The organism is Sorangium sp. So ce693, assembly GCF_051521375.1.
Lineage (GTDB): Bacteria > Myxococcota_A > Polyangia > Polyangiales > Polyangiaceae > Sorangium > Sorangium atrum.
The window spans coordinates 9,554,925-9,576,486 of record NZ_CP150347.1 but is presented as its reverse complement, the minus strand read 5'-3'; the positions used below and the strand labels follow the sequence as shown (position 1 = coordinate 9,576,486).

18 protein-coding genes are annotated in these 21,562 nt (G+C 70.1%); 13 read left to right on the top strand and 5 right to left on the bottom strand.

Annotated features, from left to right (window positions below; translation table 11 throughout):
- Positions 1–696 precede the first annotated feature (696 nt).
- The 5 genes from WMF14_RS35775 to WMF14_RS35755 all read left to right on the top strand — a co-directional run bounded on the left by WMF14_RS35775 (position 697) and on the right by WMF14_RS35755 (position 5,301).
- The gene (locus tag WMF14_RS35775; protein WP_437793475.1) at positions 697–1,605 is read left to right on the top strand and encodes a pirin family protein; all 909 of its coding nucleotides are present in this window, start codon (positions 697–699) and stop codon (positions 1,603–1,605) included.
- 132 nt (positions 1,606–1,737) lie between these two features.
- The gene (locus WMF14_RS35770; RefSeq protein ID WP_437793473.1) at positions 1,738–2,133 is read left to right on the top strand and encodes a GFA family protein; all 396 of its coding nucleotides are present in this window, start codon (positions 1,738–1,740) and stop codon (positions 2,131–2,133) included.
- Positions 2,134–2,238: 105 nt separating this feature from the next.
- On the top strand, positions 2,239–2,613 hold the full coding sequence (locus tag WMF14_RS35765) for a BlaI/MecI/CopY family transcriptional regulator (RefSeq protein ID WP_437793471.1): 375 nt from the start codon (positions 2,239–2,241) through the stop codon (positions 2,611–2,613).
- Positions 2,610–4,040: a M56 family metallopeptidase gene (locus WMF14_RS35760; protein WP_437793469.1), complete on the top strand. Its 1,431-nt coding sequence runs from the start codon at positions 2,610–2,612 to the stop codon at positions 4,038–4,040. The genes WMF14_RS35765 and WMF14_RS35760 overlap by 4 nt, the downstream gene beginning before the upstream one ends.
- A 193-nt stretch (positions 4,041–4,233) precedes the next feature.
- Positions 4,234–5,301: a hypothetical protein gene (locus tag WMF14_RS35755; protein WP_437793467.1), complete on the top strand. Its 1,068-nt coding sequence runs from the start codon at positions 4,234–4,236 to the stop codon at positions 5,299–5,301.
- A 66-nt stretch (positions 5,302–5,367) separates the two neighbouring features.
- Here the strand turns inward: WMF14_RS35755 and WMF14_RS35750 are convergent, their stop codons facing one another.
- Together WMF14_RS35750 and WMF14_RS35745 are read right to left on the bottom strand one after the other, a co-directional pair.
- Positions 5,368–5,898 carry a hypothetical protein gene (locus tag WMF14_RS35750; RefSeq protein WP_437793465.1) on the bottom strand — a complete coding sequence of 177 codons (531 nt, stop codon included), beginning with the start codon at positions 5,896–5,898 and terminating at the stop codon, positions 5,368–5,370.
- A 487-nt stretch (positions 5,899–6,385) separates the two neighbouring features.
- A complete protein-coding gene (locus WMF14_RS35745) occupies positions 6,386–7,069 on the bottom strand; it encodes a hypothetical protein (protein ID WP_437793463.1) in 684 nt (227 codons plus the stop codon).
- A gap of 537 nt (positions 7,070–7,606) precedes the next feature.
- Here WMF14_RS35745 and WMF14_RS35740 point away from each other — a divergent pair.
- The 4 genes from WMF14_RS35740 to WMF14_RS35725 are packed head-to-tail and all read left to right on the top strand — an operon-like array spanning position 7,607 to position 11,181.
- Complete coding sequence (locus tag WMF14_RS35740) at positions 7,607–8,302, top strand: hypothetical protein (RefSeq protein ID WP_437793462.1); 696 nt, start codon at positions 7,607–7,609, stop codon at positions 8,300–8,302.
- Between the two features lie 19 nt (positions 8,303–8,321).
- Positions 8,322–8,831, top strand: a complete 510-nt coding sequence (locus tag WMF14_RS35735) for an RNA polymerase sigma factor (RefSeq protein WP_272095554.1) — start codon at positions 8,322–8,324, stop codon at positions 8,829–8,831.
- Complete coding sequence (locus WMF14_RS35730; protein ID WP_437793460.1) at positions 8,828–9,595, top strand: DUF4384 domain-containing protein; 768 nt, start codon at positions 8,828–8,830, stop codon at positions 9,593–9,595. The genes WMF14_RS35735 and WMF14_RS35730 overlap by 4 nt, the downstream gene beginning before the upstream one ends.
- Positions 9,592–11,181, top strand: coding sequence for a caspase family protein (locus WMF14_RS35725; protein ID WP_437793458.1), 1,590 nt, complete (start codon positions 9,592–9,594; stop codon positions 11,179–11,181). Before WMF14_RS35730 ends, WMF14_RS35725 begins: the two co-directional genes overlap by 4 nt.
- A 56-nt stretch (positions 11,182–11,237) precedes the next feature.
- Here the strand turns inward: WMF14_RS35725 and WMF14_RS35720 are convergent, their stop codons facing one another.
- A complete protein-coding gene (locus WMF14_RS35720) occupies positions 11,238–12,323 on the bottom strand; it encodes an SBBP repeat-containing protein (RefSeq protein WP_437793456.1) in 1,086 nt (361 codons plus the stop codon).
- 1,061 nt (positions 12,324–13,384) lie between these two features.
- Here WMF14_RS35720 and WMF14_RS35715 point away from each other — a divergent pair.
- On the top strand, positions 13,385–14,062 hold the full coding sequence (locus tag WMF14_RS35715; RefSeq protein ID WP_437793454.1) for a DNA alkylation repair protein: 678 nt from the start codon (positions 13,385–13,387) through the stop codon (positions 14,060–14,062).
- 163 nt (positions 14,063–14,225) lie between these two features.
- Here the strand turns inward: WMF14_RS35715 and WMF14_RS35710 are convergent, their stop codons facing one another.
- Positions 14,226–15,419 (bottom strand): FAD-dependent monooxygenase, encoded by a 1,194-nt coding sequence (locus tag WMF14_RS35710; RefSeq protein ID WP_437793452.1) that lies wholly within the window; start codon positions 15,417–15,419, stop codon positions 14,226–14,228.
- Between the two features lie 84 nt (positions 15,420–15,503).
- Between WMF14_RS35710 and WMF14_RS35705 the strand changes: the two genes are divergently transcribed.
- A complete protein-coding gene (locus tag WMF14_RS35705) occupies positions 15,504–16,460 on the top strand; it encodes a LysR family transcriptional regulator (RefSeq protein WP_437793450.1) in 957 nt (318 codons plus the stop codon).
- A 71-nt stretch (positions 16,461–16,531) separates the two neighbouring features.
- On the opposite strand, the gene WMF14_RS35700 is transcribed toward WMF14_RS35705, so the two are convergent.
- Positions 16,532–17,260, bottom strand: coding sequence for an enoyl-CoA hydratase/isomerase family protein (locus WMF14_RS35700; RefSeq protein WP_437793448.1), 729 nt, complete (start codon positions 17,258–17,260; stop codon positions 16,532–16,534).
- Between the two features lie 619 nt (positions 17,261–17,879).
- Here WMF14_RS35700 and WMF14_RS35695 point away from each other — a divergent pair.
- Positions 17,880–19,607: a leucine-rich repeat domain-containing protein gene (locus WMF14_RS35695; RefSeq protein ID WP_437793446.1), complete on the top strand. Its 1,728-nt coding sequence runs from the start codon at positions 17,880–17,882 to the stop codon at positions 19,605–19,607.
- Positions 19,608–19,746: 139 nt separating this feature from the next.
- Complete coding sequence (locus WMF14_RS35690) at positions 19,747–20,847, top strand: hypothetical protein (protein ID WP_437793444.1); 1,101 nt, start codon at positions 19,747–19,749, stop codon at positions 20,845–20,847.
- Positions 20,848–21,562 lie beyond the last annotated feature (715 nt).

The window sequence follows — 21,562 nt, the reverse complement described above, 5'->3', positions numbered from 1 at the left end:
TCTCCTGGATGCGCATGACGGCCCATCCGGAGCGAAGCAAAAGCATGACGACCGGTCGACACTGTGAGCGCTCACATGTCCGGTGTCAACTTCGATCGACCGGCCTGCCGCTCGGCTAGCGAGGTGCGCGCTGCTGTGAGCATTCACAATTTCACCCAGCCAGCGCGCTCGCGTGCTGAGCCGCGGCACGCCAGTTCGTGTCAGCGCGAGCTTGCGCACCTCCGGTGCCACAGGCGGCCTGAGCAGCCGCCCGATCGCCTCGTGAACGACTCGGACCGCCTTTTCATCCCCGAGCGCTACGGCACGGCTCCGGAAGCCGGCGAGCGAGGCAACGATGGCGGCCCGAGGCGAGTGGTCGGTCGGCGCCGGCTCTCCATGCCCGGGTGTCGGCGATTGGGCCCGGGTTGGGGCCATGCCCTCCCACAGGGACGATCGGTGGTCTGGTGCCCCCAAGATCGGGGCAAATGCGACGGAGCGCGCCGGTTCGCCACCACGAAATCGTTGCCCAAGAACTTCCCTGGTTCCGCGCTCATGGCAGGCCCCCGGGCGGCTTGGCGCCACCTCACACGCAGCCACGCAACAACCTGGGCGACGAGCCGCTACACATCCGGAGCTCGTCCTGGGCTAGGGTAGCGATCGCTGGACCGAGGCGACGCCCCGCGCACCCCCGCCCAGCGCTGCGAAGGAGCCCCCCCGATGAGCCTTTATGCCGACCATGAACCCGCCTGCGTGGACTCGCCCACCGAGGCCATCGAGCTCGTCATTGACGCACGCTCCCGCGATCTGGGCGGCTTCTCGGTGCGGCGCGTGCTGCCGTCGGTCCGTCGCCGGCTCGTCGGCCCGTTCGTCTTCTTCGACCACATGGGCCCTGCGCGCTTCGCGCTGGGACAGGGCATCTCGGTGCGCCCGCACCCGCACATCGGGCTCGCGACGCTGACGTACCTGTTCGAGGGGGAGATCCTCCACCGCGACAGCCTCGGCACGGCGCAGCCGATCCGGCCGGGCGACGTCAACTGGATGGTCGCCGGGCGCGGCATCGTCCACTCCGAGCGCGGCGACCTGGCGCACGAGACGCACCTCCACGGCGTCCAGTGCTGGCTCGCGCTGCCGATGGAGCACGAGGAGGACGCGCCCCGCTTCGAGCACCACCCGGCGGCGACGATCCCCGTCGTCACCCGGGACGGCGCCGTGCTGCGCGTGATCGCGGGGGAGGCCTACGGCGCGCGCTCGCCGGTCGGCGTCGTGTCGCCGACGCTCTACGTGCACGCGGAGCTCGACGCGGGCGCGACGCTGCCGCTGCCCGAGGAGCACGCGGGGCGCGCGGCCTACGTGATCGACGGGTCGGTCGGCTGCGAGGGCCAGCGCTTCGGGGAGGGGACGATGCTCGTGTTCCGCGCCGGAGCGCGGCCTGCGCTCCGCGCGCTCTCGCAGAGCCGCGTGATGCTCCTCGGCGGCGCCCCGCTCGACGGCGACCGCCACATCCTGTGGAACTTCGTCTCGAGCTCGCCGGAGCGCATCGAGCGGGCGAAGCAGGACTGGAAGGCCGGGCGCTTCCCCACGGTGCCGGGCGACGACATCGAGTTCATCCCGTTCCCCGACGGGTGAGGGGGCGCGAGGGCCGGAGCGGCGCTCCCAGGCGCCGCGTTCGAGGGAGCCAGAGCGGCGCTCGCAGGCGCCGCGTTCGAGGGAGCCAGAGCGGCGCTCTCCAGCGCCGCGTTCGAGAGAGGTAGACGGGCCATGTTGAACGGAGCTTGTTATTGCGGTGCCGTGCGCTTCGAGGTCGACGACGCGTTCGGCTACGCCTTCTACTGCCATTGCTCGAGGTGCCGGAGGCGCACCGGCGCCGCCTGCGCCGCCGTCGGCGGGATCGAGATCGACAGGCTCCGCGTCACCGCAGGGCGGGAGCACCTGCTCCGGGTCGGCGAGTCCGAGGACGGGTACCGCTGCCTCTGCAAGCAGTGCTTCTCGCCCGTGTACGACGTCGTCCGCGAGCAGCGGTTCGCTCACGTGCAGCTCGGCACGCTCGACGGCGCGCCGACGAAGGGGCCCGATCACCACATCTACGTCGGCTCGAGGGCGCCCTGGCATCAGATCACGGACGCCTTCCCCCAGTTCGAGGAGCTGCCGACGTAGCGCGCGGCCCGACCCGGGCCCGGGATCGCCGCGGCCTTCCCCCCGGAACTCGGTCGACTACATTTGTAGTTGACGAACGGTCGCCCATGAACGACACTTGTCGTCGTGGGAACCGAAGCGCTGACCGATCTGCAGCTCGCGGTGATGAAGGCCCTCTGGGCCGTCGGGGAAGGCTCCGTCGGGGAGGTCGTCTCGGCGATGGCGGAGGACGGGCGGGAGCTCGCTCCCACGACGGTGGCGACCTTGCTGCAGCGGCTCAGCCAGCAGGGGTGGGTGGAGCGCAAGCGGTCTGGCAGGCAGTTCGTGTACCGCGCGTCGGTCGACCAGAAAGAGGCGGCGAGGGGCGTGCTCCACCGCGTGCTCCGCTCGTTCTTCGGCGGCAGGGCGTCGGCCCTCACCGCGCAGCTCCTGGAGTCGGAGCAGCTCAGCCCTGAAGAGCTCGAGGAGATGCAGCGGCTGATCAAGGAGAAAGGCGCGTGATCCTGGCGCTCCACCTGCTCGCAGGGCCGGGCGCCTGGTCCGGCATGGCGGCCCTCTGGCTGGCGCTGCTGCTCACCTGTTCGGCCCACGCCGCGGTGTGGACCGGGGCGGCGGCGCTCCTGGCTCGCCGCAGATCCCTCTCGTCCGCCACGCGGCACCTGCTCTGGAAGATGGCGCTGTTCGGTCCGCTCGCGACGCTGCTGCTCGCGGCGGCGATGTCATGGGGCTTCGAGCGCGCGCCCGGGGACACCGCATCTGCTGGAGAGATCGCTGTCCTGTCGCTCGAGGACGCTCCCGCGCCGGCGGTCCTCGATGCCGCGCCGGAGATGGGCGGTTCGACCAGGGAGAGCGCCGGCGCCGCATCGCCGGCGCGGCGCGCGGGGGGAAGCCCGGGGTGGAGCCTGCTCGCTGCGTGCACGGCCGGAGCGGCCGCGCTGGGGCTGCTGCGGTTCGCCACGTCGGCGCTGCTGCTGTGGCGTGGCCTCCGCGGGCGCAGGGAGGTGCAAGACGCGCGGCTGCTCCAGCGGCTGGAGCGGCTGCGCGCCCGGATCGGAATGCGCCGGGTCGCGCTGACGGAGAGCGCCGGCATCGGCAGCCCGCTCGTGATCGGAGCCTCCGAGATCTGCATACCGCTGGCGAGGCTCGCAGCCCTCACCGACGCCGAGGTCGACGCCGTGTTCGCGCACGAGCTGGCGCACATCGAGCGCCGCGACGGGCTGTGGTTTCCGGCCGCCGGCCTCGTGCAGTCGCTCCTGTGGGCGAATCCTCTCGTGCACTGGGCGTCGTCCCGCTTCCGCCAGACAGCGGAGCTGGCCTGTGACGATCGCGCCGTCGAGCTCACGGGGGATCCCCTCGGTCTGGCGCGCGCGCTGGTCCAGGTCGCGTCGGGCGCGTCGCTCGCCCCGCGGCGCGCGCTGGTCCCGGCCATGGCGCGCTCGGCGGGCGCGCTCCTTCCGCGCGTCAGGCGCCTCCTGCATGCGGGGAGCCGGGCGCGCTCCACGCCGAGCCCTCGGGGCCGGCGGCGGGCCATCGCCAGCCTCGCCGCGGCCGGCGTGATGGCTGCGGGCCTGAGCGTCCAGGTCGCGCGCGCGCGGCCGCCGCTGCTCGCGGCAGGCGCGGGCGACGCGCTCGCGCGGGATCGCGGCGCTGCCCTCGACGCGACGGCATCGCCGCCCGACGCGGCCGCTGCGAGCGAGCAGATGGTCGAGCTCGCGCGCCGCGAGCAGGAGATCGAGGCGCGTCTCGAGGAGGCGCTGCTCCTCCCCGACGCGCAGCGCGAGGACACCCAGGCTGCCGTTCTGGTGCTCGAGCTGCGCCAGGAGCTGAGGCACGCGCGCGCCGCGAAGGCCTGGATCGAGGAGCGATTCGTCGACGAATGGACGACGTGGGAGAGGCGCCCGCGGGCGTCCGGCAGCGCGCCTCGATAGCGCGCCCCGCACACCGCACGAGCCTGTCCAGAACAGGCCGAGAATCCCCCTCGTTTTGCAGCCATTTTCAGCGGGAAATTGAACAGGGAGGCGGGGAAACAGGGAGTATTTGAAGACTTCCCTCCCTGTCTCCCCGTCTCCCTCTGAATTTCCGAAGCAACTGAGGGGATACCTCAGCAGAACAGGAGCTGACATGTCGATCATGAACAGGACGCCGAGCGCGCGGCGCACGGCTGCGCGCTCGGCGCGTGCGGGGTTGACCGCCCGGGCGCTGTGCGCGGTTGCGACGATCGGGCTGACGGCCGCCGGCTGCGCTCGCACGGAGGTCGTCACCCTGGAGCGCACGGGACAGCCCATCACCGTCCACAGGCCGGCGCTGTATCCGGAGACGATCGAATTCGACAGCAGCAGAGGCAAATTCCTTGTGAGCTCGTTCAGGGAGGGGGCGATCTACGCGGTGGACGGCGACGGCGGCGTCTCCCGTGTCGTCGACGACCCACGCCTCTGCTCGGTGCTCGGCATCGCCGTGGACGTCGAACGGGGGCGCCTCTGGGCGGTGAGCTCCGATCTCGGCGCGAGCGTCAAGCCGTCTGCCGCGGGGCCGAAGAACGTGGCCGCCGTGGGCGTCTACGATCTCTCCACGGGCAAGGCCATCCACTACGTGGATCTCGCGCCGCTGTCCCCCGGCGCTCACCTCGTGAACGGCATCGCCCTCGACTCGGCCGGCAATGCCTACGTCACCGACAGCTTCTCGCCGACCATCTACAAGGTCGATTCGCAGGGAAACGCGGCCGTCTTCCTGCGGGACGAGCGATTCACCGGCGATGGGATCAACCTCAACGGGGTGGTCGTCCATCCCGATGGCTATTTGCTGGTCGTCAAGAAGAGCGATGGCACCTTGTTCAAGGTGCCCCTCGCGGACCCCTCGCGGTTCTCCAGGGTCGATGTCGCCGAGCGGTTCGTGGGCGGAGACGGGCTGACCCTGGTGGGGAAGAAGGATCTCGTGGTCGTCGCGAACCAGGCCGCCGGCGTCGCGTCGAACGCCGCGTTCTCGCTGTCGAGCGAGGACGGCTGGAGCACCGCGAGGTTGCGCGCGGTCCAGCGGCTCGGCGACGTCTATCCGACGACCGGCGTGCTCCGGGATGGAAAGCTCTATGTCATCTACAGCAAGCTGAACGAGCTTATCCAGTCGTCTCCGGAGCAGCGAGAGCGGCTGCAGGTGGAGGCGACGATCCAGCAGATCGGGAGCGCTGCGCTGTAGCCGCGGCGCGCCTCGCGGCCGGCCCGGGGCGGGCGGAGGGCCCGCGGGGCGCGCCTTGCGGCGGCGTCAGGGCTGGTCTTCGCCCTGGTCTTGGCCGTCGTCGGTGTTGCCGAGATCGGGGCATTTCTGCGCGATGACGTCACACGCCGCGACGGGGGCCTCGAGCGCGCTCGTCGCGGAGTCGCAGCTGAGCGCTCGGACCTTCTCGGCGTTCCCAAGCATGCACGCCTCGTACTCGGCCACCGTCGCGGTGCAGCCTGCGCGCGTCTCGGCCGGCGGCAGACAGCTCGCCGTGGCCGTATCGTCCGCTCGCGCCGGCGGCTGCTGGCCCTCGGCCAGGCACTTGTCCCTCACGACGGTGCACTCCTGCCCGACCGTGGACCACAGGAGTCCGACGAACTCGCAGGTGTCCTCCCTGGTGAGCACGAGGCTCGGCGTGAGCGACTGGCACGTGGTGTCTTCGTCAGCGGTCGTCAGGTCCTTGAGCTGCTTGCTGCTCAGCGCGGCGGGGATCGGAGCGGCCGCCACGTCCTTGCCGCCCCAGAGGACGAGCGACAGGAAGGCCGAGAGTGCTCCGAGTCGAATCAGTCGATTCATTCGTTCTCTCCCTTGTACGAGCGGCCGGCTCCGGCCGCGGACGGGCTCGGAGCAACCGACGTACCCGGGGCCGCGTTGTGCACGACGGGGCCGCGCGGGTCACCGTCGCCGCCCGCGGCGCGACGATCGAGGACCAGGCGCTCACGGGTCTTCCAGGCTTCTCTCCCTTCGCGATCGCGCGCTCTGGCGGGATCCCATCCAATCCACCCTGGCGGCCTGTCCTTCGGTGTGTGTGTGCGCGCGCTCGCCGGCGCGGGCAGGATCGGTACAGGGCCGCTCGCCCCGCCATGGCGGCGACGGGCTCACAGGGGAGGGCGCTCTGGTGCTCGGATGAAGTGAATACGAGCCATCCGGCGCAAGGACGCCAGGGAGAGAAAATCCTGGCTCTCTTGGCGGCCTTGGCGTCCCGGTGAACTCCCGACACGCGCTGCCGCGTCGGCCGCGGTGAGCGCCGCGCCGGAGCGAAGGGCGGCCGGGAACGGGGCCGTCAGAAGAGGTCCCGCTCTCCGCCCGGATACACGAAGGAGCTGCGGGGCGAGTACCATGAGGCGGTCTTCACCACCTGGATCGGGCTCCCGGGCCGCAGCGCGTACACCGGATGATCCTTCGCGAGGAACTCGGCGGCGAGGAGCTCGTACGGGTCGGCCATGTCCGCGATATAGGGGTAGTTGCCGGCGACGAGCCGCCCGCCGACCTTCGTCACGTAGGCGAGGTGGCCGCGCGCGACCACGGCGATCTTGTTGCCGACGAGCGCCCTGGTCCGGATGATGGGCACGCCGTCGACCGAGGTGGTCGCCACGAGCTCTCTGCCGTGCAGCTCGAGCGTCGTCGCCCCGGGCGACGCCGGCACGCCGCGCTCGCGCACGTACCCGAGCACCGTCTCGGAGGAGTTGAAGTAGTGCGTGAAGAACCGGGCCGGGCTCCCGCCGTCGGGCGTCGTGTGATCCGCGAGATCCAGCCCCAGGTAGGTGAGCGAATAGGCGCCGAAGCCGGAGGTCTGCTCCGGTTTGTCGACCACGTACTGGTTCATGTAGATGGCCTTGTTCTCCGCCGGCCTGATGCCGTCCGGCAGGAGCGCCGCGGCGGCGGCCGGATCCGCTGGGACCCAGCTCGAATAGAGCATACGGCTGTCGATGACCATCTGCGGCGCGGCGAGCTTCGACTCCGACATGGTGCGTTCCTTCTCCCCCCGGGGAGACGAGCAGTATCACAACTCGGCGCCCGGCGACCCGCCTCGACGGCCGGCGGGCGGCACGCCTGTGAGCGACCTCGGCCCGCCGCGGGACTTCGTAACAGCTGTTCTCCAATCCCCCGTCCTGGGTCGAGCGAGGGGTTCAGGCGTGGGTGTGCGTCGTCCCTTCGCGCTCGAGGCGACCGGCGCGAGCGCCCGCTTCAGGGCGTCGCTCGGCTGGGTGATGGGGAGGAAAAAGTACAGCAAAGCTGGAAGGCGAACAATCGACGTCGAGCCGTGCCCAAAGCGGGACCCCTGCGGTCTCTCCATGTCGAAGGGGCCAGCGAAGGCGGGGCGCCCTCTGGGGCGCCGCGCTGCACCGAACGGCAGGCGTCCCGCCGTGCCTCCAGGAGAGCTCCGTCGGCGGCGCGACCGCACCACGGCGGTGACGGCGCGCGCTGCGCGCGGCGTCCTCTCGCGGATGGCTGGTTTGCTCGTTCACCATGGCTCGTTGTTCTTTTCTCAAGGAGAGATGTCATGAAGCATCGTTCGATTGTCTCTTTTGCGCTCCCGCTCCTGCTCGCCGCGTGCGGCGACCCCCAGGTGGGCTCCGACTATCCGGGCGAGGCGCTCCTGACGGTCGAGGGCACGATCGTCAATGAGCTCGACGTCGCGCCGACGGGGCCGGTCGACGCCGTGCTGGTCTGGAACACCCAGGGCGATGTCGAGAACTTCCCCGTCCAGACGGCGGTGACCGGGAGCTTTCCCGCGAGCTTCACGCTGTCGATCCATGCGCCCCCGCCGGAGAGCGCGCTCAACGATTTCAGCGAGTTCGGCGTCGTGGACACCCGGGTCGGCATCGCCACCGTCGAAGCGGCGCTCGACGAGGCCTCGGCCGGGGAGGGCACCTCGCTCGGCGTCGATGAGGACCATGTGATCGTGTACGTCGAGAGCGAGATGGCGGAAGACAGCTTCTGGTCGAATCTCTTCGGGGGACCGCTCTCCCCGGGATTCCATGTCATGGATGTGTTCAGCCGCGAAGGCGACGTGGACGCAGAGCTGCAAGCTGCCTTCGACGCCTGCGACGCCGCGGCGACGACGGAGGCGGAGCACAACGCCTGCGCCGGCTATGACGTGAAGATCAAGATCCGTCCCTCGGCCAGCGGGTCGAGCGCGGCGCTCACCGTCCGGATGGCGCCTGCCGAGGATTTGACGTACCCCGACTGGCACTGATCGTGGTACACGCTCGGACGTGGAGGATCGCGAGGCGCTGGTGTCGCTGATCGAGGCGGCTTACCGGCAGCATGGGCACATCGTGCTGCGCCGGGCGCGGCGGCTCCTCGGGAACGAGCAGGAGGCGCGGGAGATCCTCCAGGATGTCTTCGCCTCCCTGCTCGGCGAGCCCGGGCAGCTCGACGGCAAGGGCCCGATGGTGGGCTGGCTCTACGGCGCCACCACGCACGCATGCCTGAACCGCATCCGCGATCACAAGAACCGGCTGCGGCTCCTCGACACCCACGTTGCACCCCTGCAGCAAGAGAGCGCGGCGGCGTCCGCCGAGAACGCCCTCCTCACGCGGGAGCTCCTCGCGCAGCTCCCGGGCGACCTCGCGCAGGTCGCCGTCCACTATTACTCCGATGAGATGACCCACGAGGAGATCGCGCGCGTGATGGGCTGCTCCCGCCGGCACGTCGGCAATCTGCTGGAGCGGCTGAAGGCCACGCTCTCCGACCGGATGAGAGAAGGGAGTTCGAGTCCATGACGCCAGCGCGACCCGAAGGGTGCCTCTCGGATCTGACGCTCGACGAGCTCATGGCGGGCCAGCTCGACGCGGCCGCGGGGCAGGAGGCGAGCGCGCACGTCGCTGGCTGTCCGCGGTGCTCGGCGCGGCGCTCCGAGATGGAGGCGGCGCGGGCCTCGTTCGCGGCGTCGGCGCCGCCCCTGCGGCTCGCCCGCGGCGCCCCGGCGGCCCGCGCCGCGGAGAAGGTCCGCCCGGCGCGCCGATGGCTGGCGCCCGCGGCGGCGAGCGCGCTCGCCGCGGCGGCGGCGGCGCTCTTCTTCTTCCGCTTCCACGCCGCGCCGGAGGGGCGAGACGCGGAGATCCCGGGAGAGCGCATCAAGGGAGCGGAGCGCATCGGCTTCTACGTCAAGCGCGGCGGGAGCGTCCTGCCCGGCGGCGCCGGCGAGCGGCTCCAGCCCGGCGACGCGATCCAGTTCACGTACTCCAGCGCGGAGGCGCGATATCTCGTGATCCTGAGCGTCGACGGGGCCTCCCAGGCGAGCGTCTATTACCCGAGCGGTCCTGTCGCGGCGCGGATCGAGCCGGGGCGGGAGGTCCTCCTCCCCCAGAGCACGGTGCTCGACGACACGCTCGGGACCGAGCGGATCTTCGGGCTGTTCTGCTCGGAGGCGATCGCGGTCGAGCCGCTCCGGGCCGCGCTCGCGGCTCACCCCGACGCGCCGCCCGCCCCGCCGGGCTGCGACGTCGACGCGCTCACGGCGGAGAAGGCCGCGGCGTCGCCGTGATCCGCCGTCGCAGAGCGGCGCTCGCCGCCGGGGCGTGCGGCCTGGCCGTCGCTGCCTCGGCGGCCCCGGCCGAGGCGCGTATCGAGCGCTTCGCTGTGCTCATCGGCAACAACGCCGGAGAGAAGGGCGAGGTCGAGCTCCGGTACGCGGAGGACGACGCGGCGAAGATGTACGACGTGCTCAAGGACCTCGGGGGCTTTCCCCCGGCGAACCTGGTGCTCTTGCGGAGCGAGGGCGTAGAGACGGTCCGGCGCACGCTCATCACGATGAACGACCGTGTCCGCGCGGCCATATCGAGCCCGGACACCGATGTGCTCTACCTCGTCTATTACTCTGGCCACGCCGACGCGAACGCGCTTCACCTCGGGACGACGCCGCTCTCGCTGACGGAGTTCGAGCAGCTCGTCCGCGGCTCGGCGGCCTCGGCGCGGCTCTTGATCGTCGACTCGTGCCGCTCCGGGGCGCTGACGCGGGTCAAGGGCGGCGCGAGCGCGCCGCCCTTCGTCATCAAGCTCGATCAGCGGCTCGCCGGGCAAGGGATGGTGACGCTCACGTCGAGCTCCGGAAACGAGGACGCTCAGGAGTCCGATGAGCTCAAAGGGTCGTTCTTCACCCACGCGCTCGTCTCGGGGCTGCTCGGGACGGCCGACGCCGATCGAGACGGCGCCGTCTCCCTCGAAGAGGCGTACCGCCATGCGTACGAGAGCACGCTGCGCGCCACGAGCCGCACGTGGGCCGGGGCGCAACACCCCACCTTCCGTTACGACCTCCGCGGCCAGGGCAAGCTCGTCCTGACGGAGCTGCCTGTCCGTGCGTCGCTCCGGGGCATGCTCCGATTTCCTGCCGGCAGGGCCTACCTCGTGATGCGGGACTCCAGCGAGGGCGCGGTGGTGGCCGAGGTGGGGGCGAGCGACGCGACGCGGACCGTCAGCCTGCGCCCTGGCCGTTACTTCGTGCGGGGGCGAGGCCCCGACTTTCTCCTGGAGGGGAGCGTCGAGGCCGGGGCCGGGGAAACGATGGATGTCGGCGACGAGCGATTGAGCCGCGTCATGTTCGCTCGGCTCGTACGCAAGGGCGGCGGCGTCCGCGAGGTCGCGCACGGGCCGGTGGCGGGCTATCAGCTCAGGACGCCCCTTGTCCCGGGGGATTCGCTCTGCCACGGCGGCTTCGTCGGATACGGGATCGAGCTCCAGCACCTCGGCGTCGCGCCCCGGCTCAGCGCGTGCCGCAGCGCCTTCCAGAACGAGCACCTCACGGCGAGCGACGATGAGCTGGGCCTGGACGTGCGCCTGTCCCGCTCCTGGGATCTGCCCGTGATCAGCCTCGGTGTCGGCGTGGACGTGGGCCTCGCCGTCATGAGGCAGCGGTTCGAGACCGCCGGGCGCGCGCCCGACCGCCATGGCCTGGCAGGGGCGTTCGGCGTCGATACAGGGGTGAACCTCGATCTGGCGGAGGGCTTCTACCTCGGCGTCGAGGCGGCGGCGCAGACGTACGTCTTCAAGCAGCAACGCGCGGGAAGCGACGAGGGCGAGGTCGGCGCCGCGGTGGCCATGCGGCTCCGCGTGGGCGTGGGCATGAGCCTTTGACGCCGCCAGAGACGCTCGGCGTATTCCCGGCGGCCCGTCGGGCGGATGGCCCAGGGTCATTCGGTGGGCACGTGCAGGACGAATGCGTCCGACGTGGTAAAGAACAGGCCGGTGTACCCGGCGACGTACAGATTGCCGTCGGCGCCTGAGGCCGCGGCGAGCGCCGTGTCGCTGCGCGGCGTTCCGATCTCCTTGGTCCATTGCGCTGCGCCGCTCGCGTCGAGCTTGCGCACGTAGACGTCCTCTTCGCCGCTGCTCGTGGATCCCACGAGGTAGACGTCGTCCTTGCCGTCGATGGCCAGGGCAAAGCCGTAGTCGTAGGACGCATTGCCGGCGTGGTGAGTCCATGACGTCGCGCCGCCTGCGTCGAACTTGCGCACGAAGGCTTCTGGGGATCCCTCGCTCGGGCCGCCGACCTCGCCGGCGGTGCTCCCCGCAACATAGAGGTTCCCGCTGCCGTCCACGCGCGCTGCGAAGACGAAGTCGTTCTCCGTGGAGCCGAACTGCCGAGTCCATGACGTCGTGCCGCTCGAGTCGAGCTTGCGGACGAAGGCGTCCCGCTGTCCTCGGTCCGAGTCTGCGACGACGCCACCGGAGGTGTATCCGCCGACGTAGGCGTTGCCGCTGCCGTCGACCGCTACGGCCATGGCCTCGTCCTCGTCTGGCCCACCAAACAGCTGAGTCCACGCTGGCGCGCCGTTCGTGTCGATCTTGGTCACGAACGCCTCACCCGTGTTCTGGGGGCCCCCGTAGCTGGTTCCGGCAACATAAGCATTTCCTTGGCCATCGACAGCCAAGGCGTTCGCCGACTCCGAACGCCACGTGGCAAGCTGCCGTGTCCACAGCGTCGCGCCGCTCGAGTCGAGCTTCCGCACGAACGCGTCGCCAAAGCCTCCGTTGGCACCCTCGAGCGCGCCCCCCGTGGTTCCAGCCACGTAGACGTTGCCGCTGCCGTCGACCGCCACGCCCTTGGCATGGTCGTCGCTCGATGTCCCAAACCGCTGAGTCCACACAATGGATCCATGCGCATCGAGCTTGCGGACGAAGACGTCCGATTCACCGCCGTCCGCTCCGAACGCGCCGTAGGTGTTTCCCGCGACGTAAACGTTGCCGCCGCCGTCGACCGCCACGGCAAAGGCCACGTACAAGCCCTCCGAACCGAACTTGAAATAAGGGTCGGCGCATACGGCATCGGCGGTCGCTGTTCCGGGGGTCGCCACACCGCCCTGTGGCCATGAACTCGAAGCCGGCGCGCAACCCGTCCACGGCGAACACTTGTCCATGTTGGAGGACTGGCTGAAGCTGCCAGACGGGCAGCCCGTGCACTCTCGATCCGTGGCCGCGCTGCCTGCGCGCGAGACGTACGTGCCGGCAGCACACGTGGCCCACGGGGAGCAGCACGTGGCAGGATCACCGTCGTGATCCCAGGTGCCGCTGTCGCAACGCACCTGGGGGGTGAGCCCGCCGGCGCAGTCATCGCCGGCGTTGCAGGCCTCACAGTCGACCGGTGTGGTTCCTTCGCCCGTTGCTCCGCCTGAGGTCCCTCCGCCTTCGCCGGTTGCTCCGCCCGACGCCCCTCCGCTGCCGCCCGAGTTGCCCGCGGCGGCGGTCGTGTTCCCAGCGTCGCTCCCAAGGCCGCCGCTCGCGCCCGTTCCTCCGCTCGATGTTCCGCCGCCTGTCGCTCCGGTGCCTTCCGCGTGACCCGTGCCTCCGGAAGAAGGCCGGGTGTCCTCCTCGCGGACCGTGCTTCCGCAGCCGAGAAGGACGATTCCGCTGATGAGGAAGCCGCTGACCTGGCGGTGCGCTGGCCGCTGGCGCTCGTGGTTTGAATGCATGCTGACCCCACTGCCCCCGCGCAGCGCGAGTGCTGAAGTATCGTACGCCACTCTGCCGAGGAAGTCGGTTGGTTCCTCGAGCTGGCCCGCGCTTTCAGTGTGAATGATAGGTTGTGGTATCGCTGCTCGCGGCGATGTGCCGGCGCCGCGATGCGAGCGCCCCCTGCGGCGTACTTTCGTACGCCTCACTCGCCTACCTAGCGGCTGAGCCCGTACCACACGAACCCTGCTCCCCGCTGTAGTCGTCCTCGCGGGGGCATGCCGGCCCTCCTGGAACAACGACGCTGGTTCAACGACCAGTCCGCGTCGCGACCCGAGGCGACGCCGCGCCGCTGGACGGCGCCCGCGGATACGGCTAGCTCGAGGCCATGGACCTCACCAACGTCATGCGGGACCTCGCCGCGCTGAGCAATGACAAGATGCGCGAGGTCAACGCCCGCGCGGGAGACGCCCACGGCGTGAACCTCACCCAGCTCCGCGCGCTCGCGAAGCAGCTGAAGACGGACCACGCCCTGGCCGGCGAGCTGTGGCGCACCGGGGACCCCGACGCCCGCCTCCTGGCGACGCTCGTGTTCAAGCCAAAGGCCTTGTCGGCGGACGAGCTGGACGCGATGGTCCGGGAGATCGGCTATCCCAAGCTCCTCGACTGGTTCATCGTCAACGTGGTCAAGGCGTCGCGGTACGTCGAGGAGCTGCGTGTCCGCTGGAAGGACTCCGCGAGCGAGCTGGTCGGGCGTGCTGGCTGGAGCCTGACGACGGATCGCGTCGCGAAGAGCCCAGCCGGCCTCGATCTCTCCGCGCTGCTCGACCAGATCGAGGCGGAGATGAAGGCGGCGCCGGGCCCGAAGCAGTGGTCGATGAACCACTGTCTCGCCGAGATCGGCATCCACAACCCCGGGTTGCGCGCCCGCGCAGTGGCCATCGGCGAGCGGCTCGAGGTGCTCAAGGACTACCCGGCGTCGCCTGGCTGCACGCCGCCGTTCGCGCCTGTCTGGATCGCGGAGATGGTGCGGCGGCAGAAGGCGGCGAAGACGCGGGGCAAGTGAGGGGGCGGCTCGATCTGGACGGTGGGTTGCGGGGAGTCGTACAGCCGCTCTGCGCGATTTCCGGGGGCACGCACCAGCCATGATAGCGCCGCTCCGGCCGGCCGGCCGAAGCCGGCCAGCGGCCGGCCTGCGCGGCGCTCGGCCTACCGTGCGTTCACGGCTTTCATGAGCGCCTCACCAGACCGTCGTAGGGCTTGAGCGTGAACGGCAGCGTCAGCGCTCCGAAATCTGGTAAGCCGTCCATGGTGGCGTCCTCGGTCGGCGGTCCGTCTTGCCTGGCGTCCTGCTCCAGCGCGATGTCCTGATTGCGAGTCACGTAGGCGCGCAGGTCGTCCTCGTACGAGGCGATGCCGCTCACCAGATCATCCCTGTGCGCGGCGAGCTCACCCGCCAGGACGTAGGAGCCGACCATCGCGACCGAGGTGGCTTGACCCGTGCCCAGAGAGACGGCGTATCCAGCATCGCCGACCAACACGATGCGCCCGCGCGACCAGGTGCTCGTGCGGACCTGGTTCAGCGAGTAGAAGTGGAAGTCGGTCGCGCGCATCATGTGCTCGACGATCTGCGGGATCACCCATCCAGCGCCCGCGACGCGCTCGGCCAGCATCTGCTTCTGCGCGGCGATGTCACGAACGTCGTAGGCGAGCCCCTCCGGGGCGTTGAAGCCGAGATAGGTCCTCGCGTCGACATCCTTCCGCAACCCCATGACCAGCGCGCCCACGGAGTCAGGCTGCCGGTACATCACCTGCCAGCGCTCGAGGCCGAGGAAGTTCGGCATGCCGAAGGTGGCGACGTACAGGTCACCGACCGTACGGAGGAACTGCTCGTCGGGGCCGAAGGCAACCCGCCGCACCCCCGAATACAGTCCGTCGGCGCCAATCACGAGGTCGAAGCGGCGGGGCGCGGTGGCGGCGAACGTGACGTCGATGCCCGACTCGTCCTGGGTCAGCGACGCGATGGAGTCGCCGAAGACGTACTCGACCCGATTCCCCACGGCTTCGTGAAGCACCTGACAGAGGTCGTCCCGCAGGATCTCGACATCAGGGCTGTCGAGCCGGCCGCCCGTCAACGTGCTCTCGGTGCTGCGGAAGAGCTCGCTGCCCTCCGCGTCGACCAGGGCGATGCCCGTCAGCCTCGTGCTGCGATCGCGGATCGTGGGGAGGATGCCCATCCGCTCCGCGACCTCGATGGCCGGACCGCGCACATCGAGCGCGTGACCGCCCGGCCGCAGGTGCGGCGCGCGTTCGACCACGGTGACCTCGAAGCCATAGCGGGCGAGCCAGTAGGAGGTGGTGAGACCGGAGATGCTGGCGCCGGACACCAGCACGCGGGGGGACTTTGGACTCGTGGTGCTCATGGGAGCTTACGTACGCTTCCGATATCGAGCCGTCCAAGACATTGATTGTGATTGTATGATACCTCCAAGGCAACGGTCGAACCCATGGAACTCCGACACCTGCGCTACTTCGTGATCATCGCCGAGGAGCAGAGCTTCCGGCGGGCCGCCGAGAGGCTCCACGTCTCGCAGTCGCCGCTGAGCCGGCAGATGCAGGACCTCGAGGAGGAGATGGGCGTCGAGCTCTTCGAGCCCGAGGGACGTGGCATCAAGCTCACCGCCGCCGGGAAGTCCTTTGCCGAGAGGGCCCGGAGTATCCTGGCGAGCGTCGACGCGGCCGTCGACGAAGCCAAGGGGATCGCCGAAGGAAGGCTCGGCACCGTGGTCATCGGCTTCGAATCGGGGACGACCTTCATGGGGGCGCTCTTGTCCCTCGTCGCGGCCTTCCGAAGGCGAACGCCCCGCGTCGGGCTGCAGCTCGTCCCCATGAGCAGCGTCGAGCAGTGGACGGCGCTGCGGCAAGGGACGATCGCCTTCGGCTACGGCGCCTACGCGCCCAGCGACGACGCCCTCGGCCACCTGGAGATGACCCGCGACCGACTCGGCCTGCTCCTCTCGCCTGACCACCGGCTCGCGCGCCTCAAGAAGGTTCGACTTCGCGACCTCGAGGGCGAGCGCGTGCTCCTCCAGCCACGTCAGCTCTATCCGCGGCTCCACGCGGACCTCATCACGGCGGCGCGCGCCCAGGGCGTGACCTTGCACGTGACGGCGGAGGTGATCGATCTCGAGGCGCTCATGGCGCTGGTCGCGATCGGCGATGCGGTCACCTTCGCCGGGGAGAAGATCTCGGACATGGCTTCGCAGGCCTCGATGGTGTGGCGCCCCATCGAAGGCCTCCTCCTCAACCTGAGCGAGTTCGTCACGTGGCGCGCCGAGGATTCACGCGCGCCCGTCGTGCGAGCGCTGATCGAGAGCGCACGAGAGGTCCGGCTCCCCGCGCGACACGATGCGGCCCACGTGGCGTCCAGCCCATCGAACCCAGGGCGACGCAAGAAGCGCTGAAGCTCGAGCGACGTGTCCCCTCCGCGCTCAGGAGCGCGAGCGACAGCCCTCGCGCGCCGCGCGTCGCGCGTTCATGCCGGTAGAAAGGCCTGCTTCGAGGAGAGGAGCGCGTCCATCAGGGCCTCTCGCTCCGCGGGCGGCTGCGCCGCGACCCGCTCCCACGCCTCCCTGCGGAGGCTCGCCTTGGCGAGGCGGAACGCCGCGGCGGGGCGGCCGCACGCCGTGGCGAGGAAGCGGCGCGCGTCCTCGAGCGGGTCGGCGGAGAGCGCGTCGCCGACGCCCATGTCAAAGAGGCTCGCGGGGGAATGGAGCTCCGCGCCGAAGACGAGCCTCCGGAGCGCGCGGGGGGGAGAGGCGGCGCGGGCGATCTCGAAGGCGACGCGCGGGAAGGCGATGCCCACGGCGAGCTCGGGGAGACCGACCTTGTAGTCGCCGGCGCCGAGGGCGAGGAAGTCAGCGCACATCGCGAGCAGGAGCCCGCCCGCGATCGCGTGGCCGTGAACGGCGGCGGCGAACGGCTTCGGAAAGCGGAAAGCGGCGCCGAACGCGGCGTCGAAGTCGTCGAGGAAGCTTCCAAGCCCCTCTCGATCGAGCGACGCGACCTCGCGGAGATCGAGACCCGCAGACAGGCAGTTGCCGGCGCCCCGGACGAGCACGCCGCGCGCGGCGTCGTCCTCCGCCAGCCGCTGGAGGACGTCGGCCAGCTGGCGGAGCACCGCCTGGTTCATGGCATTGACCTTCGGTCGGCTCAGCGTGACCTCGGCGATGCCGTCTCTGGTGATCACCTCGACGAATTGCATGGCGAGAAGATCGCGCAGAGACGAGCTCGGCGCAAGCTCGCGCGCCGTGGCTCCCGGGCCGCGGCCCGTGGTGATCAGGCTGCGTGTGCGGGATCGCAGGCGATCCCTTCTTCAGACGCGGCGCTCTATCAACAGATGATCCATGCGACGAACGAACAGCGTTGACTCCACAGCCACCCTGAGCGGACCTGTCACAGGTCCCGGACGAGCGAGACGGGCATGATGCGCTCCGCGTCGCCTGCAAAATTTCCGTGCTGTAACCGCACAGTTCCAGCACCCGGTCGTTCTTGACGCGGGATTGCTGTGAGCCCAACCTCGCGGCATGCGGAACCCGTGGTGGGTGGGCGTGTTTGCGGCGATTGCGCTCGCGTCGGCCTGTGGGGCCCGGGATGACCTTGACGTCGAAGGACCGCCGGCGGAGGGAGACGAGGTAGGATCGATGGCAGGGGCTGGCGGTGCCGGCAGTGCGTCATCGAGCTCGGGCGACCCGGCGATCGGCGCGAGTGCCAGTTCAGGCGGTCAATCCTCGGGTGGCGGGCCGGGCGTCGGTGGCGCGGGTGCCGGGGGCGCAGGTGCCGGGGGCGCGGGGGGCGCCGAGCAGGGGTGCGACCCGACCCGCGTGGAAAACGGGACCTGGAATGTCAATCGCCAGGAGGATCTCGAGAAGCTGCGCGGCGTCACTCGGCTCAATGGCAGGCTCAACATCGGCGGCGAGGTCTCCGACCTGTCCCCGCTCGCGTGTCTGACGACCATCACGGGCCGCCTCGTGATCAGCGACACCACGGTGTTGTCGAGCCTCGACGGTCTCGACTCCCTTTCCGTCGTCGGGGCGCGGCTGGAGGTGGCGCGGAACGCGTCGCTGCTCCGCCTCGGCAAGCTTCCGAACCTGCTCCAGGTGAAGGGACTCATCGAGATCCGCGAGAACCCCATCCTCGAGAGCGTCGCCGGCGTCGGGCTGAACGCACATGAAGTGCACGTGGTCGACAACGATGAGCTCGATTCCTTGTCAGGCTTCGAGAGGTTCGAGGAAGGGGTGCTCTTGATCCAGGGCAATGACCACCTCGTGTCGCTGGACGGGCTTCAGGGCCTCCGCCGGGGGACGCTCCGCCTTGTGGACAACGATGCGCTCCTGTTCTTGCCAGGCGTCGAGAACTTCGAGGAGGGGGAGCTCTGGATCGAGGGCAACGACGGGCTGGCGACGCTGCGCGGGGTGGAGAGCCTGCGCAGCGGGCGGCTCAGCGTGATCGACAACGACGGGCTGACCAGCCTCGACGGCCTCGGGGCCGTCGAGGATCTCGAGGAGCTCGCCATCAGCGGGAACGACGGGCTCCGCGAGCTGAACGGTGTCTCGCGGCTCTCGACCGTCCAGAACCTCGTGTTGGCGGAGAACCCGCAGCTGACCTCGCTGTACGGCCTCGACCAGCTCCGTCACGCGGGATCCATCTCCATCGCGCGGAACGAGCGTCTCCGGCACCTGGTCGGGCTCGGGGGGCTCGAGACCGTCGACGGTCTCATCATCACCGGCAATTCATCGATGGGCACGCTCACGGGCATGCTCTCGCTCCGTGGTGTCCTGTATGCCGTTATCGAATCGAATCCCGAGCTGGTGATCGCCGACGCTCTCGCGTACATTCGCTCGGACTCGGGCGATGCGCCGTCGCTCTATCTCACCTCCAACCCCAAGCTCACCGGGATCGATCTCGGCGGCGTGACGCGCCTGCGAGAGCTGTTCATCACCGATTGTGGCTCTCTGGCGGACCTGTCCGACCTCGCCGGCGTGACCGAGCTGTCGGTGCTCTCCCTGGGCCATAACGCCGGGCTCGTGAGCCTTACAGGCGTGGAGCAGATCTCGGCTCTCTCTCTGCTGTCGATCGCGTACAATCCCCGGCTCACGGATCTGCGGCACCTGAGCGGCCTCCGCGACGTCCGAAACGGGATCGAGATCGTCGGTAACCCCGCGCTGACCAGCCTCGACGGGCTCGGTTCGTTCAGCGCGGGCGACGGCGTGACCGAGGTCGTGAGGCTCGAAGGCAACGGATCGCTCGTGGACATCGACGCTCTGCGTGGCCTGGTCCGGGTGAGCCAGCTCGTCATCCAGGACAACGACGCGCTGCTCGGGTTGACCGGACTCGAGGGTCTGGCCGAGCTCGATAGCCTCATCGTCGAGGAGAACCGCTCGCTCGCGACGCTCCGTGGCCTGGGCGCCCGGACGATCGGTGGTTGGATCGAGATCATGGGCAACGAGAGCTTGCCGAGCTGCGAGGTCGACGCGCTCGTGGAGCGCCTCGACTGGCCGCCCGAGAGCGTGCGCGAGGAGAACAACGGCACCGGCGCCTGCGCGCCCTGAGCCGGCGGGGAGCCGGCCGCCGCGCGCGAACGACACCGTGGCGCGCCACGCTCGGGCGCTCGAAGCGGCATTGTGCTGCGACGGCATTGGCGCCCAGCGATCCTGTTTTCCCGCCCTGCCGAGTCCGAATGATTGTACGGTGACGCGCGTGAAAATGCGCCTCGTTGCCATTCTCCTCCCGTCCTGCGCCGCGGTTTCGCTCCTGGCCTGCGGTCCATCGGCTCCGCCCGCAGACGCCCCGCCCGCGCAGGCGCCCCCTGGTGCGAGCGGCGCGGCGCCTGCCCCGGTCGTGAGCCCGGCGCCCGCCGAACCCGCGTCGAGCGCGGCGACCGCGGCCCCCGCGCCGGCGAAGACGTGCAGCGATGCGCAGGACATCGACACCTGCGAGACCGAGTGCTCGGCGGGCAAGGCGGCCGCATGCGAGACGCTGGGCGACCTCCACGCGAAGGCGGAAGGCAAGGAGTCTCCGGGGTTCTCGCTCGGGTCTGCGCTGCGGGCGTTCGGCGAGGCGTGCAAGCTCGGCGCGAAGAGCGCGTGTGACAAGCGCGAAGCCCATCTGAAGGAGCTCCGCGCCGCCTGCCAGAAGAGCGCGAAGAGCTGCTTCGCGCTCGGCCATGCGCTCTCGGGACAGGACGGCCACGACAAGGAGGCCGACGAGAGCTTCGACCGCGCCTGCAACGCAGGAGACGTCGCCGCCTGCGAGGAGCGCGGCGAGCTGCACATGGACCTCGAGCCCGAGAAGATTCACGCGGCGATCGCCGAGAAGGCCCTGGATCGAGCGTGCGCGAGCGGCTCGGCGCACGCGTGCTGTTCGCTCGTGAAGGTCTACACGGACACCGACCGCGAGAAGAAGGCCGATGCGGCGAGGGCGCGGGTCGAGGCCGCGAACGACAGGTCGCAGCAGGGCCGGATCGCGTGCGACGTCTTCCGCATGGGAGGCAAGCCCAAGGTGCGGGTGATCGCGAAGGCAAACGCGGAGAGCGCGAAGGCCTTGAGCAAGCAGGAGATCGCTCTGCTCGAGGAGGTGCTGTCGCGCCGAGTGCCGTATTGCTACGCCGAGCCGCCGAAGGGCCCCGCCGAGCTCGACATCGAGCTCAGCCCGGATAGCGCTGCCAAGCTGGCCGGCTACACGGGGGTCGACAGAGAGCAGTGCGTGAGCCGCATCGTGGAGAGGATCCACCTCGCGGGCGCGGCACCGCGCCGCGCCCGCTTCGGGCTCAGCTTCGAAGCGGCCAAGTAGCGCCCCATCCTTGGGGCCTGGTCGTCGCCAGGTCCAGGGGAGGGCGCCCGAGGCTCTTCAACCTCTTCCACGTCGATGGGGAGGTCAGGGTCTTCGATGACGCGAGCGAGAGAGAGGTGCTGGGGACGATCGAACCTCAGTTCGACGAGCTATGGTTCGATTGGGATTACCGTGGCAGGGATCCGCTGGGCTATCACGAGCAATTCGACATCTTCAAGGATTGAGCGGCGGCGACGCGGGGCGCGCGTGACGCGTAGGACGCCTGCCGGGCCGATTGCCCCGGGGCTCCAGGCGGCGGCGAGAGGGCCCTCCTCGCGGTGACGGCGAAGGCGGCCAAACGGCCGCAGGTCCTGCGGGCTCCGCTCGCCTATTTCAGATCCACCTCGCGCCGCAGCCATCGAGACGCTGTGCGCGCGCGTGCCCTGCAACCGAACCGTACAGCCGACCCCAGCAGCTCCGTGAGCCCGTCCCTCCCGCATTCGGCGCCGCAGCCCGGCCGTGCAGCCCGCCGCGGGCGGCCACCAGGACGAACGCGCGTGCCACCGCTGTCGCATCTCCTCCTCTCTTCTGCTCCGCCAGTGCTCGACTCCACCCTCCCTCACGCTCCCGCGCCTCCCGCGCTGCGCAGGGCCGCCGCCCGCGACGATCGGGCCTCCCGCCCGAGTTAGGGCCCCGTCCCCGAGCCCATTTACCCATTTGGGAAACGCTCCTGTTA

Excerpts from the sequence above, each read along its gene's own strand:
- WMF14_RS35700 (WP_437793448.1), bottom strand. The coding sequence starts at position 17,260 with ATGCAATTCGTCGAGGTGATCACCAGAGACGGCATCGCCGAGGTCACG.
- WMF14_RS35715 (WP_437793454.1), top strand. The coding sequence starts at position 13,385 with ATGGACCTCACCAACGTCATGCGGGACCTCGCCGCGCTGAGCAATGAC.
- WMF14_RS35775 (WP_437793475.1), top strand. The coding sequence starts at position 697 with ATGAGCCTTTATGCCGACCATGAACCCGCCTGCGTGGACTCGCCCACC.
- WMF14_RS35740 (WP_437793462.1), top strand. The coding sequence starts at position 7,607 with ATGAAGCATCGTTCGATTGTCTCTTTTGCGCTCCCGCTCCTGCTCGCC.
- WMF14_RS35710 (WP_437793452.1), bottom strand. The coding sequence starts at position 15,419 with ATGAGCACCACGAGTCCAAAGTCCCCCCGCGTGCTGGTGTCCGGCGCC.
- WMF14_RS35770 (WP_437793473.1), top strand. The coding sequence starts at position 1,738 with ATGTTGAACGGAGCTTGTTATTGCGGTGCCGTGCGCTTCGAGGTCGAC.
- WMF14_RS35730 (WP_437793460.1), top strand. The coding sequence starts at position 8,828 with ATGACGCCAGCGCGACCCGAAGGGTGCCTCTCGGATCTGACGCTCGAC.
- WMF14_RS35705 (WP_437793450.1), top strand. The coding sequence starts at position 15,504 with ATGGAACTCCGACACCTGCGCTACTTCGTGATCATCGCCGAGGAGCAG.
- WMF14_RS35745 (WP_437793463.1), bottom strand. The coding sequence starts at position 7,069 with ATGTCGGAGTCGAAGCTCGCCGCGCCGCAGATGGTCATCGACAGCCGT.
- WMF14_RS35755 (WP_437793467.1), top strand. The coding sequence starts at position 4,234 with ATGTCGATCATGAACAGGACGCCGAGCGCGCGGCGCACGGCTGCGCGC.
- WMF14_RS35750 (WP_437793465.1), bottom strand. The coding sequence starts at position 5,898 with ATGAATCGACTGATTCGACTCGGAGCACTCTCGGCCTTCCTGTCGCTC.